At 72.0% G+C, this 17,398-nt stretch carries 14 protein-coding genes; 8 read left to right on the forward strand and 6 right to left on the reverse strand.

The window, feature by feature from the left end:
• Nucleotides 1-11 precede the first annotated feature (11 nt).
• The 3 genes from K313_RS0103290 to K313_RS0103300 all read right to left on the reverse strand — a co-directional run bounded on the left by K313_RS0103290 (nucleotide 12) and on the right by K313_RS0103300 (nucleotide 3,870).
• Nucleotides 12-950, reverse strand: a complete 939-nt coding sequence (locus K313_RS0103290; protein ID WP_029210421.1) for an ABC transporter permease — start codon at nucleotides 948-950, stop codon at nucleotides 12-14.
• A complete protein-coding gene (locus tag K313_RS0103295; protein ID WP_029210422.1) occupies nucleotides 943-1,869 on the reverse strand; it encodes an ABC transporter permease in 927 nt (308 codons plus the stop codon). The genes K313_RS0103290 and K313_RS0103295 overlap by 8 nt, the downstream gene beginning before the upstream one ends.
• Before the next feature lie 363 nt (nucleotides 1,870-2,232).
• On the reverse strand, nucleotides 2,233-3,870 hold the full coding sequence (locus tag K313_RS0103300) for a peptide ABC transporter substrate-binding protein (RefSeq protein WP_029210423.1): 1,638 nt from the start codon (nucleotides 3,868-3,870) through the stop codon (nucleotides 2,233-2,235).
• A 273-nt stretch (nucleotides 3,871-4,143) separates the two neighbouring features.
• On the opposite strand from K313_RS0103300, the gene K313_RS0103305 reads away from it, so the two are divergent.
• From K313_RS0103305 to aroB, 8 genes are all read left to right on the forward strand, one after another.
• Nucleotides 4,144-5,511: a replication-associated recombination protein A gene (locus tag K313_RS0103305; protein WP_029210424.1), complete on the forward strand. Its 1,368-nt coding sequence runs from the start codon at nucleotides 4,144-4,146 to the stop codon at nucleotides 5,509-5,511.
• Between the two features lie 284 nt (nucleotides 5,512-5,795).
• Nucleotides 5,796-8,498 (forward strand): alanine--tRNA ligase, encoded by a 2,703-nt coding sequence (gene alaS / locus K313_RS0103310; protein ID WP_029210425.1) that lies wholly within the window; start codon nucleotides 5,796-5,798, stop codon nucleotides 8,496-8,498.
• Nucleotides 8,499-8,501: 3 nt separating this feature from the next.
• Nucleotides 8,502-9,128 (forward strand): Holliday junction resolvase RuvX, encoded by a 627-nt coding sequence (gene ruvX / locus K313_RS19870; protein WP_029210426.1) that lies wholly within the window; start codon nucleotides 8,502-8,504, stop codon nucleotides 9,126-9,128.
• Nucleotides 9,125-10,285: an endolytic transglycosylase MltG gene (mltG, locus tag K313_RS0103320; protein ID WP_029210427.1), complete on the forward strand. Its 1,161-nt coding sequence runs from the start codon at nucleotides 9,125-9,127 to the stop codon at nucleotides 10,283-10,285. The genes ruvX and mltG overlap by 4 nt, the downstream gene beginning before the upstream one ends.
• Nucleotides 10,279-11,100 carry a shikimate dehydrogenase gene (locus tag K313_RS0103325; protein WP_240483925.1) on the forward strand — a complete coding sequence of 274 codons (822 nt, stop codon included), beginning with the start codon at nucleotides 10,279-10,281 and terminating at the stop codon, nucleotides 11,098-11,100. The genes mltG and K313_RS0103325 overlap by 7 nt, the downstream gene beginning before the upstream one ends.
• Nucleotides 11,101-11,132: 32 nt before the next feature.
• On the forward strand, nucleotides 11,133-12,353 hold the full coding sequence (gene aroC / locus K313_RS0103330) for a chorismate synthase (protein WP_029210429.1): 1,221 nt from the start codon (nucleotides 11,133-11,135) through the stop codon (nucleotides 12,351-12,353).
• The gene (locus K313_RS22875; RefSeq protein ID WP_029210430.1) at nucleotides 12,353-13,351 is read left to right on the forward strand and encodes a shikimate kinase; all 999 of its coding nucleotides are present in this window, start codon (nucleotides 12,353-12,355) and stop codon (nucleotides 13,349-13,351) included. Before aroC ends, K313_RS22875 begins: the two co-directional genes overlap by 1 nt.
• Nucleotides 13,348-14,451 (forward strand): 3-dehydroquinate synthase, encoded by a 1,104-nt coding sequence (gene aroB / locus K313_RS0103340; protein WP_029210431.1) that lies wholly within the window; start codon nucleotides 13,348-13,350, stop codon nucleotides 14,449-14,451. Before K313_RS22875 ends, aroB begins: the two co-directional genes overlap by 4 nt.
• On the opposite strand, the gene K313_RS0103345 is transcribed toward aroB, so the two are convergent.
• The 3 genes from K313_RS0103345 to K313_RS0103355 all read right to left on the reverse strand — a co-directional run bounded on the left by K313_RS0103345 (nucleotide 14,420) and on the right by K313_RS0103355 (nucleotide 17,291).
• Complete coding sequence (locus tag K313_RS0103345) at nucleotides 14,420-15,139, reverse strand: helix-turn-helix transcriptional regulator (protein WP_029210432.1); 720 nt, start codon at nucleotides 15,137-15,139, stop codon at nucleotides 14,420-14,422. The genes aroB and K313_RS0103345 overlap by 32 nt on opposite strands.
• 293 nt (nucleotides 15,140-15,432) lie before the next feature.
• Nucleotides 15,433-16,092: a response regulator gene (locus K313_RS0103350; RefSeq protein ID WP_029210433.1), complete on the reverse strand. Its 660-nt coding sequence runs from the start codon at nucleotides 16,090-16,092 to the stop codon at nucleotides 15,433-15,435.
• On the reverse strand, nucleotides 16,089-17,291 hold the full coding sequence (locus K313_RS0103355; RefSeq protein ID WP_029210434.1) for a sensor histidine kinase: 1,203 nt from the start codon (nucleotides 17,289-17,291) through the stop codon (nucleotides 16,089-16,091). The genes K313_RS0103350 and K313_RS0103355 overlap by 4 nt, the downstream gene beginning before the upstream one ends.
• Between the last annotated feature and the right edge of the window lie 107 nt (nucleotides 17,292-17,398).

Below are 17,398 nucleotides of genomic sequence, written 5' to 3' on the forward strand. Positions count from 1 at the left end.
GTGTCAGCCCCTCATCGAGACTTGGGGTCCAGCGCGTCGCGGATGGCGTCACCCAGGAGGATGAAGGCCAGGACCGCGAGGCTCAGGAACAGGCTGGGGAACAGCAGGATGTGCGGCGAGGTGCGCACCGTGTCGAGGGCGTCCGAGATGGCGACACCCCACGAGATGGTGGGCGGGACCAGGCCGATGCCGAGGAAGGACAGCGACGCCTCGGTGGCGATGTAGGCACCCAGGTTGATCGTCGCCACCACGATGACCGGGGCGACGGCGTTGGGCAGGACGTGGCCGAGGATGATCCGGCCCGGCCCGGCGCCGAGCGCCCGCGCCGCCTGGACGTACTCGAGGGACTTGACCTGCAGCACGGCGGAACGCATGAGCCGCGCGATGCCCGGCCAGCCGAACACCGTCATGACCAGCACGACCTTGCCCACGACGACCCAGTAGGACGTGTTGGCGTTGGACGGGAACGAGGCCATGAACAGGATGCCGCCGAGCAGCATGGGGATGGCGAAGAAGATGTCCGTCACGCGCATGAGCAGCGCGTCGAGCCACCCGCCGAGGTAGCCGGCGAAGATGCCGAGGGCACCGCCGACGATCGTGGTGCTCAGCGTCGTGAGCACGCCGACGATGATCGACGCCCGCGCGCCGTAGATGGTGCGGGCGTAGATGTCCCGCCCCTGCTTGTCGGTGCCGAACCAGTGCTCGCCGCTCATGGACTCGCGCACGTGGCGCAGGGAGCCGGAGGTCGGGTCGATGCGGGTGAACAGCTGGGGGATGAACGCCATGAGCAGGAAGATGAGGATGAGCGCGGCCGAGATCCAGAAGAGCGGGTTCCTGCGGAGCTGACGCCAGGCGTCGGACCACAGGGATCGGGCCTCCTCGCCGCCGCCCTGAGCGGGTGCCGGGGCGACCTCGGTGGCGGCGACGGTGGCGGTGTTGGCGTCAGTCATGGCTGATCCTCGGGTCGAGCAGGCCGTAGAGCAGGTCGATGAGCAGGTTGACGAGCAGGAACACGAACACCAGCATCGTCACGGCCGAGACGACGGCGATGCCGTCGCGGTTGCGGATGCCGGTGAAGATGTAGCCACCGACGCCGTTGATGTTGAAGATGCGCTCCGTGATGATCGCGCCGCCGAGCAGGCCGCCGAAGTCGGCGCCCAGGAAGGTGACCACCGGGATCATCGAGTTGCGCATGGCGTGCAGCCCGACGGCGCGCTGGCGGGTCAGCCCCTTGGAGATCGCCGTGCGGACGTAGTCGGCGCGGAGGTTCTCGACGAGGTTGGTGCGCATGAGCCGGGCGACGTAGGCGATCGACAGCGACCCGAGGACGAAACCGGGGAGCACCAGGTCGTAGAGGGTCGGGTCGTTGGCCGCGGTCACGGGGAACCACCGCAGACGCACGCCGAGGAGGTACTGCAGGGTCGAACCGATGACGAACGAGGGGATGGAGATCGCCACGAGGGTCGAGACCATCACCAGGTTGTCGATGAACTTGCCCTTGCGGATGCCGGCGAGCACACCCGCCACGAGGCCGATCACGATCTCGAAGGCGATGGCGATCGCGGCGAGCTTGGCCGTGATGACGTAGCGGGAGGACAGGTCCTCGGCGACGGGGATGTTGTAGAAGTTGGTGCCGAGGTCGCCCTGGACGAGCTTGCCCATGTACTTGCCGTACTGGACGACCAGCGGGTCGTTGAGGTTGTGCTCGGCGCGGAACTTCTCGATGTAGGCGGGGGAGCAGGGGCGCTCGCCGCACTTGCCCTCGGTCGGATCGCCCGGCAGGGCGAACACCATGGCAAAGATCAAGAACGTGGCCCCGATGATCACCGGGATCATCTGCAGGATCCGGCGAATGATGTATTTGGTCACGACACCTCCTCAGGTGGTCGTGCCTGCGGCGGCTGGGCCGCAGACGGCTCGAAGTCGTGCTCCAAGCGTGGAGCTCCGGCGCCCTCGTCCGCCGTGGGGATGGTCGTCGGACGAGCGGCTCACGCGGCGCCCTTGCTCACGTGATGGCTGGGTCTGTACCCCGGTAGGGGTGGATGGGAAGAACGAGCGGCTACAGGGTAACCGGTCCCTGGCTGGGGGCCGGTCGCCGGGGTGATACCCGGGTGCTGCAGGTCCGCGGACGGCGAATCCCGTTGTGCACCGGCTGCCGTCACAGCCGTGGGTGCCCGGCACGTGCCGGGCACCCACGGATCAGGTGTCACCTGTCAGCGGACGACCGCTGGGTCACTTGAGCTTGATGCCCACGTAGTCCGGCTTGCCGAACGCCGAGATCTTGACGTTGGTGACCTTGGGCGACCAGCCGATGGTCGACTTCGGGTACCACAGCGGGATGGCCGGCATCTGCTCCTTGAGCATGCCCTCGGCCTCCTGGTACAGCTCGTTGGCCTTGGCCGAGTCGGTTGCCGCGGCGGCCTCCTTGAGCTTGGCGTCGAAGGCCTTGTTGGAGTAGTCGCCGTCGTTGGAGGACGCACCCGTGGCGAAGATCGGGGTGAGGAAGTTCTCGATCGACGGGTAGTCCATCTGCCAGCCGGTGCGGAAGAGGCCCTTCATCTCGCGCTTCTTGACCTGCGTGCGGAAGGTCTTGAAGTCGACGACCGGGGTGGCGACGCAGTCGATCGCGAGCGCCTCCTTGATGGACTGGCAGGTGGCCTCGGTCCAGTCCTTGTGCGACGCGTCGGCGTTGTAGGAGAGGGTGAGCTTGCCCTTGAAGCCGCCGGCCTCCTGGAGCAGCGCCTTGGCCTTGGCGGCGTCGTAGGTGCAGAACTCGCCGCAGGCGCCGGCCTTGTAGCCGTTGACCGTCGTGGCGACCCAGCCGGTGGCCGGGGTGCGGGTGCCGTTGAACTGCGACTTGATGACGGCCTCGCGGTCGACCGCCATGGAGATGGCCTGACGCACCTTGGGGTTCTGGACCGCCGGGTCGGCCTTGGCGGAGGCGAAGGTCATCGTGGAGATGCCGCCGTACTCCTTCTGGGCGTTGCGGTCGGGCAGGTCCGTCTTGTACTTGTCGGCGGTGATCGCCGAGGAGGGGATCTCGTCGGTGACGTCCAGGTTGCCGGCCATCACGTCGTTGTAGGCGGCCGAGGAGTCCTGGTAGATCTTGAACGTGATCTGGTCCAGGGAGCCCTTGTTGGCGCCGGAGTAGTTCGGGTTCTTCTTGAGGACGATCGCCTGGTTCTTGGTCCACGACTCGACCGTGTAGGGGCCGGCACCGATCGGCTTGTCGCCGAACGCCTTCGGGTCCTTGGCGAACGAGTCGGGCAGCGGCGCGAAGGCCGAGTAGCCGAGGCGCTCAGGGAGGTTCGAGACCTTGTCCGTGGTCTTGATGGTGAAGGTGGTGTCGTCGACGACCTTCAGGCCCGACATGGTCTTGGCCTTGGGCGTCTGACCCTCCTCGGCCTGCAGGTCGGCGAAGCCCTCGATGGGCTCCATGAAGTAGGACGCGCCCTGGGCGTTGGTCGACAGGGCGGTGTAGTTCCACGCGTCGACGAAGTTCTTGGCCTTGACCTCGGTGCCGTCCGAGAACTTGTAGCCCTTCTTGAGCTTGACCGTGAAGTTCTGGTTGTCCTTGGTCTCGATGGACTCGGCGATGTCGTTCTCGGGCTTGGCCGTGTCGACGTTGTAGTGGACGAGACGCGCGGTGACGGCGTCGATGACGTCACCACCACAGGTCTCGGTGGTGGCGCCGGGGATCAGGGGGTTCTCCGGGTTGCAGCCACGGACGGAGATGGACCCGCCCTGCTTGCCGGCGGAGTCGCCGCTGCCGGTGGAGCCGGAGCTGCCGGAACCGCCGCCACAGGCGGCCAGCAGCATTGCCGACGCCGAGACGGTCGCGGTGAGGGTGAGGCGAGTGGTGGCTCGCATAGGGATAGACCTCCTCGAACGGGTCCGTTGATGGGACGGACCTGTGGTGATCACCCTGACGGATGGCGGCCAGGGTGTGATCCCAGCCGAGCGAGCGCGCCTTTGCCCTCGTGCGAGCGGGGAACCGTGGCCACACTCTAGGTCGGCCCGGGGCCGGGTCCAGACCCCGGGGCGGCGTCGATACCGATTCGTGACCAGACGTGCCGCCGGACGGGCGAGCCCGGCAGCAGTTGGACCGACCACCCCGAGGGGCACGTCTGCGAGACTGGGCCGGTGGATCTCCCGGACCTGTTCGCCGCCCCCGGCAGCTCCGACGCACCCCTGCCGCCCCTCGCGGTGCGCATGCGTCCCCGCTCCCTGGAGGAGGTGCGCGGCCAGTCCGCGGCGCTGCGTCCGGGCAGCCCGTTGCGGCGGCTGATCGAGGGTCACTCGGGTGCGGTCGGACCCCTCTCGGCGATCCTCTGGGGTCCCCCGGGCACCGGCAAGACCACCCTCGCCCACCTCGTCGCGACCGCCGCCGGCCGCCGCTTCGTCGAGCTGTCGGCCATCACGGCCGGGGTCAAGGACGTGCGCCGGGTGATCGACGAGGCCGTGCGCGAGCGCGACCTCTACGGCCGGACCACCGTGCTCTTCCTCGACGAGATCCACCGGTTCACCAAGGCCCAGCAGGACGCGCTCCTCCCGGCGGTCGAGAACCGCCTCGTCGTGCTGGTGGCGGCGACCACGGAGAACCCGTCGTTCAGCATCATCGCGCCGCTGCTGTCCCGCTCGGTGCTCGTGACGCTGGGGTCGCTGACGGACGCCGACCTGGGGGAGGTGCTGGACGCCGCCCTCGTCGAGGAGCGAGGACTGGCGGGGGAGTTCACGCTCGAGGAGGCGGCGCGCGAGCACGTCGTGCGCATCAGCGGGGGAGACGCCCGCCGCGCGCTCACGGCCCTCGAGGGCGCGGCCGGGGTGGCCCTCGGCGACCTCCCGGTCGGGGACGGTGACCGGGAACCGGTCGTCATCACGTCCGCCCACGTCGAGCAGGCGGTGGAGAAGGCCGTCGTGCGCTACGACAAGACCGGCGACCAGCACTACGACGTCGCCTCGGCACTCATCAAGTCGATGCGGGGGTCCGACGTGGACGCCTCGCTGCACTACCTCGCGCGGATGCTCGAGGCCGGGGAGGACCCGCGGTTCATCGCCCGCCGGGTGGTCATCGCGGCCTCCGAGGACGTCGGTATGGCGGACCCCACCGCACTGCAGACCGCGGTGGCCGCGATGCACGCGGTGGCCCAGATCGGCATGCCGGAGGCGCGGCTCATCCTCGCGCAGGCCGTCGTCCACAACGCGCTCGCGCCCAAGTCCAACGCGGCCTACACCGGCATCAACGAGGCGATCGCCGACGTGCGCGCCGGCCGCGGGGGTGCGGTCCCCGCCCACCTGCGCGGGTCGGGCTACGCCGGCGCGTCGCGGCTCGGCCACGGCGACGGCTACGTCTACCCGCACGCCCTCGACGAGGGTGTGGCGGCCCAGCAGTACCTCCCGGACGACCTGGACCGCACCGTCGACTACTACCGGCCCACCACGCGCGGCTTCGAGGAGCGCCTGGCGAGCCGGTGGGCGTGGCTGCGGACCGCCCTGCACGACCGGCGGTGAGCCAGGACGCTCGGGGTAGGCTGGCCGCAGACGCCACGACCCCTCGGAGGTGAGCGCCGTGGTCCCCGGCACCCGTCGCGCAGTGATCGCAGCGACCGCAGCACGTGCAGCGGCCGCCGCGAGCCACGCGGTGGGCCGAGCCCGAGCTATCTAGGGGCGGCCGCCCCCGCTCCGGCCTGCGTGCGCGCAGGCGACCCCTCCCCGTCATACGACTGCTCTGCCAGGCCCCGGCCGATGCCCGCGCCTGCACCCCGAACCTGTTGCGAGAGAAGGACTGACCCGTCATGGAAACCGCCGAGATCCGCCGTCGCTGGCTCGCGTACTTCGAGGGCAAGGGACACACCGTCGTCCCCAGCGCCCCGCTCCTCTACGACGACCCCAACCTGTTGTTCGTCAACGCCGGCATGGTGCCGTTCAAGCCGTACTTCCTGGGGCAGGAGACCGCCCCCTACCTCCGTGCCACGAGCGTGCAGAAGTGTGTGCGCACCGGCGACATCGAGGAGGTCGGCAAGACCACCCGCCACGGCACGTTCTTCCAGATGAACGGCAACTTCTCCTTCGGCGACTACTTCAAGAAGAAGGCGATCCGCTTCGCCTGGGAGCTCGTCACCGGGCGCCAGGAGGACGGCTTCCTCGGCTTCGACCCGGACAAGGTCTGGGTCACGGTGCTCGGCCCCGGTTACCACCCGGACTACCCCGAGGGCGACAAGGAGGCCTACGACCACTGGGTCGCGGTGGGCGTCCCGCCGGAGCGGATCCAGGGTCGCAGCCTCAAGGACAACTACTGGCACATGGGTGTCGAGGGCCCGGGCGGCCCCTGCTCCGAGATCTACATCGACCGCGGCGCGGAGTACGGCCCGGACGGTGGCCCCGAGGCCGACGAGGACCGCTTCCTCGAGATCTGGAACCTCGTCTTCCAGACCGAGGAGATCACCGACGTCAAGGCCAAGGACGACTTCCGCGTGGTCGGTCCGCTCCCCGCCAAGAACATCGACACCGGCATGGGCCTGGAGCGCGTCGCCTTCCTGCTCCAGGGCGTGGACAACCTCTACGAGATCGACGAGGTCTATCCCGTCATCGAGCGGGCCGAGGCGATCTCCGGCCGGACGTATGGCGCGAACGACGACGACGACGTCCGCTTCCGCGTGGTCGCCGACCACGTCCGCTCGTCCCTCATGCTCATCGGTGACGGCGTGACCCCGGGCAACGAGGGTCGCGGCTACGTGCTGCGGCGGCTGCTGCGCCGCGCGGTGCGCTCGATGCGCCTGCTCGGCGTGACCACGCCCGCCCTGCCGGAGCTGCTGCCCGTGTCGATGGAGCAGATGAGCCGGTCCTATCCCGAGCTGAAGCGCGACTTCTCGCGCATCAGCCAGATCGCGTATGCCGAGGAGGAGGCCTTCCGCCGCACCCTCACGAGCGGGACCACGATCCTGGACAGCGCGGTCTCGGCGGTCAAGACCTCCGGCGCCGGCGTGCTGGGCGGCGACAAGGCCTTCCAGCTCCACGACACCTATGGCTTCCCGATCGACCTGACCCTCGAGATGGCGGCCGAGCAGGGCGTGTCCGTCGACGAGGAGGGCTTCCGCCGCCTCATGGGCGAGCAGCGGGCCCGGGCCAAGGCGGACGCCAGGGCCAAGAAGCAGGGGCACGGCGACGCCCACGCCTACCGCGAGCTGGCGGACGCCCTCGGCCACGCGGTCGAGTTCACGGGCTACGACGAGGTCCGGTCCGAGGCCCGCGTCTCGGGCCTGGTCGTCGACGGCGAGTCCACGCAGGTCGCGGCCGCGGGGCAGGACGTCGAGGTCGTCCTCGACCGCACCCCCTTCTACGCCGAGGGTGGCGGCCAGCTCGCCGACGGCGGACGGATCGAGCTCGACAACGGCGCCGTCATCGAGGTGCGCGACGTCCAGAAGCCCATCAACGGCCTCATCGTCCACAAGGCCACCGTCGTGTCCGGCGAGGTCGTGCCCGGCCTGGCCGCGCACGCCCTGGTCGACCTGCAGCGCCGCCGCGCGATCAGCCGCGCCCACACCGCGACCCACATGGTGCACAAGGCGATCCGCGAGGCCCTCGGCGACACCGCGACGCAGGCAGGGTCCGAGAACGCCCCCGGGCGCTTCCGGTTCGACTTCAACGCCACCTCCGCCGTGCCGGTCTCGGTGCTGAACGAGGTCGAGTCCAAGGTCAACACGATGCTGCTGGAGGACCTCGAGGTCCGCGCCGACGTGATGACCCAGGAGGAGGCCGTCGCCACCGGCGCGATGGCGTTGTTCGGCGAGAAGTACGGCAACGAGGTCCGCGTCATCTCCGTCGGCGAGTGGGCCCGTGAGCTCTGCGGCGGCACCCACGCGCAGCGGTCGGGCCAGCTCGGTGTCGTCAAGCTCCTCGGCGAGGCGTCCATCGGCTCCGGCGTGCGCCGGGTCGAGGCCCTCGTCGGCTCGGACGCCTACGACTTCCTGGCGCGCGAGGCCGCGATCGTCGGCCAGCTCACCGCCGACCTCAAGGTCCGCAGCGAGGAGCTGCCCGAGCGCATCTCCTCGATCCTCGGCAAGCTCAAGGACGCCGAGCGCGAGATCACCACCATGCGCCAGCAGCAGGCGCTCGCCGCGTCGGGCCGGCTCGCGAGCGAGGCCAAGGATGTCTACGGCGTCAGCTTCGTGGGCCACCAGGCCCAGGGCGTGAGCGGCGACGACCTGCGCGCGCTCGTCCTGGACCTGCGCGGACGTCTCGGCAACGACCGCCCGGCTGTCGTCGCCGCGGCGACCGAGTCCAAGGGTCGCCCCGTCGTCATCGTGGCCACCAACGAGCGGGCCCGCGAGTGGGGCATCAAGGCCGGCGAGCTCGTCCGCGTCGCCGCGCAGACGCTCGGCGGGGGCGGTGGCGGCAAGGACGACCTGGCCCAGGGTGGCGGGCAGGATGCCGCCAAGATCGGCGATGCGCTGACCCAGGTCGAGTGGACCGTCGGGGCCCGCGCCACCCAGCGGTGACCCGTGGCTGACCTGCCCCGCGGCGTGCGCCTCGGCGTGGACGTGGGCACCGTGCGTGTCGGGGTCGCCCGCAGCGACCCGGACGGCCTGATCGCGACGCCCGAGGCGACCGTGGCGCACGTGCCCGGACGGCACACGGACGTCGCGGCCGTCGCCGCCCTCGCGGCCGAGGTCGGGGCGTCCGTCGTCTATGTCGGGCTGCCCCGCACCCTCGCCGGGGGAGAGGGCGAGTCGGCGCGTCGGGCGCGCGAGTTCGCCGCCGGTCTCCTAGGCTCGACCCCGTCCGCCACCGGTGGCCCGAGCGTCGAGGTCCGCCTCGTCGACGAGCGACTGACCACGGTGGACGCCGCACGACAGCTCCGCGACAGCGGGCGCCGGGCCCGGGCCCAGCGCCAGGTCATCGACCAGGCCGCCGCGGTGCTGATCCTCCAGGTGGCCCTCGACCACGAGCGATCCACCGGGAGGAGGGCCGGCTCCTCGACCGAGGCGGAGCCCGGACCCGCGGTGGACGCCAGTCGCGCCACCGCCTCGATCCCCGCCCGCCCCCGCAAGGCGCGGCACCGGGGACGGGGAGCCGACGCCCGGCCCGAGGCGCCGGTCGAGCCCGACGACAAGGACCCCAGCCCGTGACCGACCAGCACCTGAGCGACTCGATCTTCGGCGGTCGGGACGGGTCCGGCCCCGGTGACCACGGGCGAGGCGGCACGATGGGGGCGTCACCGACCGGCCGTCCGCCGCACCGGCGCCGGCGCGGCCCGCTGCTGATCCTCCTGCTCCTGGTCGCCCTGGCCGCTGCCGTGCTGGTCGCCGGGCTCGTGCTCAAGCCCGTCGTCGCCGGCTTCCTCGGCGGCGGTGACTACGCCGCGAGCGACGCCACGGGCAAGAAGGTGCCGGTGACGATCGCCGCCAACGCCAACGGCCGGGCCATCGGGGACACCCTGGAGAAGGCCGGCGTCGTCAAGTCCGCCGGTGCCTTCGTCGACGCCGCGCGCGAGGACACCCGTGCGCAGTCGATCCAGCCGGGCGACTACCTCATGGCCGAGCACCAGCCGGCCAAGGCCGCCCTCGCCTACCTCGCCGACCCCAAGAACCGCGTCGTCAAGCGCGTGACCGTGCCCGAGGGCATGCGGGCCAGCGAGGTCTACAAGGTCCTGTCCAAGGCGTCCGGCATCCCGGTCGCGGACTACGAGAAGGCCGCCAAGAACACCGCGGCGCTCAACCTCCCGAGCTCGGCCAAGGGCAACGTCGAGGGCTACCTGTTCCCCTCGTCCTACGAGTTCAACGCCAAGAGCACGGCCGCCGAGCAGCTCGCCGCCATGGTCGCCAAGACCAAGGACGTCCTCGCCGAGCTCGGGGTGAGCGACGGCAAGGCCGAGCGCGCGATCATCATCGCCAGCATCGTCGAGTCCGAGTCGCGCCTCGACGCGGACCGCGGCAAGGTCGCCCGGGTCCTTGAGAACCGCCTCGCCGTGCCGATGCGCCTGCAGCTCGACTCCACCGTCGCCTATGCCACCGGCAAGCGGGTCATCACGACCACCGACGAGGAGCGCGCGCAGGTCAACGGCTACAACACCTACACCCGCGACGGCCTGCCCGTCGGGCCGATCGGCAACCCCGGCGAGGCCTCCATCAAGGCGGCCGTCAACCCCGCGCAGGGGCCCTGGCTGTTCTTCGTGACGATCGACCCGGCGACCGGCGAGACCGTGTTCACCGAGAACAAGGAGGACCACGACAAGGCGGTCCTGCAGTTCCAGGCGTGGTGCCAGGCGCACAAGGGCCAGTGCTGAGGGCGGGCGTCCTCGGGTCGCCGATCGCGCACTCGCTGTCGCCGGTCATGCACCGCGCCGCCTACGCGCACCTGGGGCTGTCGGACTGGACCTATGACCGGCGCGAGTGCGAGGCCGCCGAGCTGCCCGCGCTCGTGGCGGGCCTGGACGAGAGCTGGCGCGGCCTGTCGCTGACCATGCCCCTCAAGGAGGCCGCCCTGGCGCTGGCCACCACGGTGGACCCCGTCGCCGAGAGCGTCGGCGGCGCCAACACCCTGGTGCGGCGGCCCGACCTCGGCTGGGACGCCTACAACACCGACGTGCACGGCGTCCGCCAGGCGCTGGCGGACCACCGCGTCACGTCGGCCCGGCACGTGCTCGTGCTCGGGTCGGGGGCGACCGCCCGGTCGGCCCTCGCCGCCGTGCGCGAGCTGGGCGCCCGGACGGTGGCGTTCGGCATACGGTCCGAGGTCCGGCCCGAGACCGGGGACCTGCTCGACGAGCTGGGCGTCGCCTGGTCGGCGCACCCGCTCGACGAGGTGAACGCCCTCGTCCGCGACGCCGACCTCGTGATCGACACCCTCCCGGGCCGGGGGGCGGACGCCGTCGCGGCGCAGCTCGCCGACGTGCCCCGGCTGCCGGCGCTGTTCGAGGCGATCTACGAGGACTGGCCGACCACGCTCGCGCGGACCTTCGCCGCGACGGGGGCCCCGGTCGTCTCCGGGCTGGAGATGCTGGCCCACCAGGGTGCCCTGCAGGTCGAGCTCATGACGGGGCGCCCCGTGCCCGCGTCCGTGCTGCTCGACGCCGCGTCTGGAGCGTGGACGGGGCGCTAGCCCACCCCACGCGGCGTGGGAGGATCGAGGACATGCTGCGTTGGTTGACTGCCGGTGAGTCGCACGGCCCCGCCCTGGCCGCCACGATCGAGGGCCTGCCGGCCGGGATCCGCGTGACGAGCGACGACATCGCCGGAGCCCTCGCCCGGCGCCGCCTCGGCTACGGCCGCGGTGCCCGGCAGAAGTTCGAGCGGGACGCCATCGAGGTCCTCGGCGGCCTGCGGCACGGCCTCACCCTCGGCAGCCCGGTCGCCCTGCGGATCGGCAACTCCGAGTGGCCCAAGTGGCAGACCGTGATGAGCCCCGACCCCGTCGAGGACGCCGCGTATGCCGCCAGCGACGACGTCAACGCGCCGAAGGAGATCGCGCGCAACAAGCCCCTCACGCGCCCGCGCCCCGGCCACGCCGACCTGGTCGGCATGCAGAAGTACGCGTTCGCGGACGCCCGCCCCGTGCTCGAGCGGGCGAGCGCCCGCGAGACGGCGGCCCGCGTGGCGCTGGGCGCGATCGCGGCGGCCCTGCTCGAGCAGGCCTACGGCATACGGCTGGTGTCGCACACCGTCGCCATCGGGGAGGCTGGCGTGTCCGACGACGCGGCGGTGCCCGGTCCCGACGACGTCGCCGCCCTCGACGCAGACCCGGTGCGGGCGTTCGACCCGGCGGGGAGCGCCGCGATGGTCGCCGAGATCGACGCGGCCCACAAGGACGGTGACACCCTCGGGGGCGTCGTCGAGGTCGTGGCCGTCGGTCTGCCGCCAGGCCTCGGCTCGCACGTCCACTGGGACCGACGCCTCGACGCGCGTCTCGCGGCGGCCCTCATGGGCATCCAGGCCATCAAGGGCGTGGAGGTCGGCGACGGCTTCCGCACCGCCCGGCGGCGGGGGAGCGCCGCGCACGACGAGCTCGAGCGTGACGGCGAGGGCCGGATCGTGCGGCGCAGCAACCGCGCCGGCGGCACGGAGGGCGGCATGTCCAACGGCGACACCCTGCGCGTCCGCGCCGCCATGAAGCCCATCTCCACCGTCCCCCGGGCGCTGGACACCGTCGACGTCCTCGACCCGGATGCCGAGGCCACCGCGATCCACCAGCGCTCCGACGTCTGCGCCGTCCCGGCGGCCGGGGTCGTGGCGGAGGCGATGGTGGCCCTGGTCCTCGCCGAGGCCTGCCTGGAGAAGTTCGGGGGCGACAGCGTCGCCGAGACGGCGCGCAACCACCGCGCCTACCTCGACGCCATCCCCGAGGCGATGCGCTGATGATCGTCCTCGTCGGCTTCATGGGCGCCGGCAAGTCCACCGTCGGGCGCCAGCTGGCGGCGCGCACCGGCCTGCCCTTCGTCGACAGCGACGCCGCGCTGGTCGAGCGCCTCGGGATGCCCATCCCGGACTACTTCACCGAGCACGGCGAGACGGCCTTCCGTGACGCCGAGCGCCGCACCGTCCTCGACCTGCTGGCCACGCAGGAGCCGTGCGTGCTCGCCCTCGGCGGAGGGGCTCTCGGGTCCGCGGAGGTCGTGGCGGCCCTCGCGTCGCATCAGGTCGTGCACCTCGACGTCGACCTCGACGAGGCCCTGACGCGAGCCGGTGACCCGGCGGGGCGACCGATGCTGCGCCGCCACGACGTGCCGCAGCTGTACGCGTCGCGGCGCCCCGTCTACGAGAACGCCGCGGACGTCGCGGTCGACACCACCGGCCGAGACGCCGGTGAGGTCACCGAGTCGATCATCCATGCCCTCCCGCGGCGCTCGCGGCCGCAGGTCGTGCTGGTCGGGCCACCCGGCTCGGGCAAGTCCGCCGTCGGCCACGCCCTGGCCGAGCTGCTGGGGGCGGGCTGCACCGAGACCGACCGCGAGGTCGAGCGCCTCGCGGGCACACCGGTGTCCGAGGTCTTCGTCGACCTGGGGGAGCCGCGCTTCCGCGAGCTCGAGCGCGAGGCGACGATGCAGGTGCTGACCCGCGACGGCGTCGTCGAGATCGGTGGGGGCGCCATCACCGACCCCACCGTGCGCGAGGCCCTGCGCGACCACACCGTCGTCTTCCTCGACGTCGGCATCGCCGACGCGGCCAGGCGCATCGGCTTCGACCAGAGCTCGTCGATGGTGGCCCTGCTGCCCCGACGCTCCTGGATCAGGCACATGGAGACCCGGCGGCCGCTCTACGCCGAGGTCGCCACCTGGACGGTCGACACCGCCGGCCGCAGCGTCCAGGACGTCGCGGACCAGGTCGTCGAGCTCCTCCAGGGCGGCAGCGCATGAGCAACGCCGTCGCAGGCACGACGATCCCGGTCGGCGACGCCTACGACGTCGTGGTGGGGCACGATGTGCTCGACCGCGTCCCCGGCCTGCTGCGGGACGGCGTGCTGCGGGTGCTCGTCGTGTCCTCTCCCGCCGTCGAGACCTGCGCCTCGCGGGTCGCCGGGGCCCTGTCGGCACACGGCTTGCAGGTCCACCGGGCCGAGGTGCCCGACGCCGAGAGCGCCAAGTCGGCCGACGTGCTGGTGAGGCTGTGGTCGCAGCTCGGCCAGGCGGGCTTCACCCGGTCCGACGCGGTCGTGTGCGTGGGCGGAGGGACGGTCACCGACCTCGGCGGCTTCGTCGCCGCCACCTGGCTGCGGGGCGTCGACGTCGTGCACGTGCCCACGACGCTGCTCGCCATGGTCGACGCGGCCGTCGGCGGCAAGACCGGCATCAACACCCCCGAGGGCAAGAACCTCGTCGGCGCCTTCCACGAGCCGCGCGGCGTCGTGTGCGACCTCACCACCCTGGCGACCCTCCCGCGCGCCGACCTCGCCGCCGGCCTGGCCGAGGTGATCAAGGGCGGCTTCATCGCCGACCCCCGCATCCTCGAGCTCGTCGAGGCCTCGCCCGAGGCCGCCCTCGACGTCCACGGGCCGGTGCTCCGCGAGCTCGTCGAGCGCAAGATCCGGGTCAAGGCGTCCGTCGTCGCGGCGGACCTGCGCGAGTCCTCGCTGCGCGAGATCCTCAACTACGGCCACACCTTCGGCCACGCCGTCGAGCAGGTCGAGTCCTATCGCTGGCGGCACGGTGACGCGGTCGCGGTCGGCCTCGTCTTTGCCGCCGAGCTCGCTTGCGCCGCAGGGCTGCTCGACCGATCGGTGGTCGACCGGCACCGTCGCGTCCTTGCCGCCGTGGGCCTGCCGACCTCGTATGCCGACGGCCGCTGGACCGACCTGCTCACCGCCATGGCCCGGGACAAGAAGTCACGCGGGGCCACCCTGCGCTTCGTCGCCCTGACGGACGTCGGGTCGCCCACGCGTCTTGAGGCACCGCGCGAGGAGTGGCTCGAGGCGGCGTACGACGCCGTCAGCCGAGGTCGTGGTGCCACGCGCCCGTGACCGCGTGGGTCCACCGGACGCGGTGGACGTCGTGCAGGTGGTGCACCCGGGCCGTGAGGTCCTCACCCCACGGTCCCGTCCACCCGAGGTGCCAGGCCCGATCGGTGACGATCAGCGTCTGCGGGTCGCAGGTCCGCCACGGGCCACCCACCGTCTCGCGGAAGGTCACCCGCTGGCCGTCCTGACGGGCGCCGGCGATGGCCCAGACCTTGGTCAGCAGCGACTCGTGCAGCACCCGGTCGCTCCGTGGGTCCCGCACACCGGCCAGGACGTCCGGGAGCAGGCCGCCCTCCACCAGCCTGGTGCGTAGGCGTGCCCTGCCACCGGGGCCGAGCAGCCGTGCCGTCCGGACGAAACACTCAGCGGCGGTGCCGCCACCCAGGTCAGGGGCGTCGGTCATGATCAGCGCCGACCCCATGGCCACCGACAGGGCCTCGTCCTCGTCCAGCGCCAGCAGCGTGTCCGCCGCGGGGGAGGGGCCCTCCAGCAGGATGCTCCCCCACCGGTCCTGCGAGGTGGTGAGGCCCACCCCCGCGCCGCGCAAGGCCTCGACCTCGCGCAGGATCGTCCTGCGGCTGGTGCCGAGCTGCTCGGCCAGCCCGGCGCTCGGCCGCCCCGGCCCGCGCTGGAGCATCGAGAGCAGGCGAACGATCCGGGTGATCCGGTCGGGCGTGTCGTCGGTGGTCACCCGTCGAGTGTGCGATCTCGCGGTCGGAGCAGAGGATGGTCCTCCACAGCCCGGTCTGGGTCGCGATGGGACGGCCGCAGACCTGTGGACAACCCGCACGGTGGACTACGGGCGCGGTGGACTGAGGGAGCGGGGGAGGACAAGGGTGGGCGGTCCGCGGGGCTGGGTGGTGGTCGACAGGCGGACTTGCCACAGATGACGGTGCGGGTGTCATGAGACAGCACGTGTCATATGTGGCAAGCGCAGAGATCGCACCACCCCGACCCCCGGCGCGGCCCCCGGGACAGGGTGGGTCAGAGCAGGCCGGCGTCGTGCATGCGGATGGCGATCTGCACGCGGTTGTCCGCCTCGAGCTTGGTCAGCAGGTGCGTGACGTGGGACTTGACGGTGGCCACGGAGAGGTAGAGCAAGGCCGCGATGTCGGCGTTGGTGCGGCCCTCGCCGATGGCCAGCGCGATCTGCCGCTCGCGGTCCGTCAGGCCCGAGACGAGGGTGGCGGCGCGGCGCTCGCGCGTGTCGCTGGTGCGGGTGGACACGGCGTGGATGAGCTGCTGGGTCACGGTCGGCGACAGCATGGGCTCGCCGGCACGCACGCGATGGATCGCCTCCACGATGTGCGCCGGGGGAGTGTCCTTGAGGAGGAACCCGCTCGCGCCGGCGCGCAGGGCCCGCAGCACGAGGTCGTCGGCGTCGAAGGTCGTCAGCACGATGACCTCCGGGTGACCGGCGCGCGCCACCAGGTGCTCGGTGGTCGTGAGCCCGTCCTGGCGGGGCATGCGGATGTCCATGAGCACCACCGCCGGACGCAGCTCGGTGACCAGGCGCTCGGCCTCGAGGCCGTCCCCGGCCTCGCCGACGATCTCGATGGAGGCGTCACCACCGAGGATGAGCCGCAGGCCGGCTCGCACCAGCGCGTCGTCGTCCACGAGCAGCACGCGCACGGGGTCGGTCATGAGTCCTCCGGGGGCCAGGGCAGGTCCGCGCTGACACGATAGCCGCCCTCGGGGGCCGGCCCGTGCGTGAGCGTGCCGCCGACGATGGTCGCGCGCTCCGCGAGCCCCACCAGCCCGAGCCCGGCGCCCCCGATCGAGGCGGACGGCGGGCGCCATACGGGCATGGGCTCGTTGACCACCTCGAGGTGCAGGCCGGCCCCCGGCGCACCACGCACGAGCACCCGGGTGTCGGCGCCCGGTGCGTGCTTGCAGACGTTGGTCAGGGCCTCCTGGACCATGCGGTAGGCGTGGCGTCCGACGGCGACCGGGGGTTGCTCCCCGGCCGGGACGTCGATCGTCAGGTGCGTGGGAAGCCCTGCGGCACCAGCCTCCTCGACGAGGGCGCCGATGTCGGCGAAGGTGGGCTGCGGCGCCTCGACGGACTCTTCCGTGCCGCCGACCGGGGTGCTGCGCAGCACGCCGAGGATCTGGCGGAGCTCGGCGAGGGCCTGCATGGAGGTGCCCTGGATGATGGCGGCCTCCTCGCGGATCTGCTCGCGGGACAGGTCCTCCCGGTAGGCGAGGGCGCCGGCGTGCATGGACACCAACGAGATCCGGTGCGCCAGCACGTCGTGCATCTCGCGCGCGATGCGGGTGCGCTCGCCCTCGCGCGCGGACGAGACCCGTTGTGCCTGCTCGCGCTCCGCGGTCTCGGCGCGCCATCGCCAGGTCGCGAACAGGTCGCGTCGGGCCCCGATGTAGAGCCCCCAGGCGACGTGGGCGGCGATCAGGACGACCACGATCCCGGCGTCCACCATGAGGGGCAGGGGGTCGACCGCGGGATAGATACGACCGTTGACGACGGCCGCGAGCACCGTGGCGGCGCTCGTCAGGGCGATCGGCTGCCAGCGCCGGCGGGTCGCCACGGAGATCAGCCCGATGCCGGCGGCGCCGGCCCCCAGCACGGAGAACGCCGACAGGAGCTGCAGCGCGAGGGGGACGGCCAGGGGCCAGCGGCGGTGCAGGGGCAGCAGGGCCAGCGCGACCACGCCGAGGCACACGTCGACGGTGCGCACCCAGCCGGCCACCGGGTTGGCCAGCAGCGGGTCGAGCATCAACCCGTACAGCGTGAGCCCGAGCGCGAGCGCCACGACCTCTCGCCACACGTGCCCCCAGACCGAGATCGGCTCCCACCGATCTGGGGCACGGCTGCTGCTCATGGCAGCAGCCTAGGAGCCGGACGGGCGTGGGCGCGTCATCCCAAGGTCGGCGCGACCGTGGCCGATGGTCGACGGCGGTATGGCGGAAGGCCCGATGCGCGGGGCGC

The sequence above is a fragment of the Arsenicicoccus bolidensis DSM 15745 genome (genome assembly GCF_000426385.1).
GTDB lineage: Bacteria > Actinomycetota > Actinomycetes > Actinomycetales > Dermatophilaceae > Arsenicicoccus > Arsenicicoccus bolidensis.

What these genes read in the sequence shown, in the direction of transcription:
- aroB (WP_029210431.1), top strand. Translation starts at nt 13,348, where the DNA reads ATGAGCAACGCCGTCGCAGGCACGACGATCCCGGTCGGCGACGCCTAC.
- K313_RS0103300 (WP_029210423.1), bottom strand. Translation starts at nt 3,870, where the DNA reads ATGCGAGCCACCACTCGCCTCACCCTCACCGCGACCGTCTCGGCGTCG.
- K313_RS0103355 (WP_029210434.1), bottom strand. Translation starts at nt 17,291, where the DNA reads ATGAGCAGCAGCCGTGCCCCAGATCGGTGGGAGCCGATCTCGGTCTGG.
- alaS (WP_029210425.1), top strand. Translation starts at nt 5,796, where the DNA reads ATGGAAACCGCCGAGATCCGCCGTCGCTGGCTCGCGTACTTCGAGGGC.
- K313_RS22875 (WP_029210430.1), top strand. Translation starts at nt 12,353, where the DNA reads ATGATCGTCCTCGTCGGCTTCATGGGCGCCGGCAAGTCCACCGTCGGG.
- K313_RS0103290 (WP_029210421.1), bottom strand. Translation starts at nt 950, where the DNA reads ATGACTGACGCCAACACCGCCACCGTCGCCGCCACCGAGGTCGCCCCG.
- aroC (WP_029210429.1), top strand. Translation starts at nt 11,133, where the DNA reads ATGCTGCGTTGGTTGACTGCCGGTGAGTCGCACGGCCCCGCCCTGGCC.
- K313_RS0103350 (WP_029210433.1), bottom strand. Translation starts at nt 16,092, where the DNA reads ATGACCGACCCCGTGCGCGTGCTGCTCGTGGACGACGACGCGCTGGTG.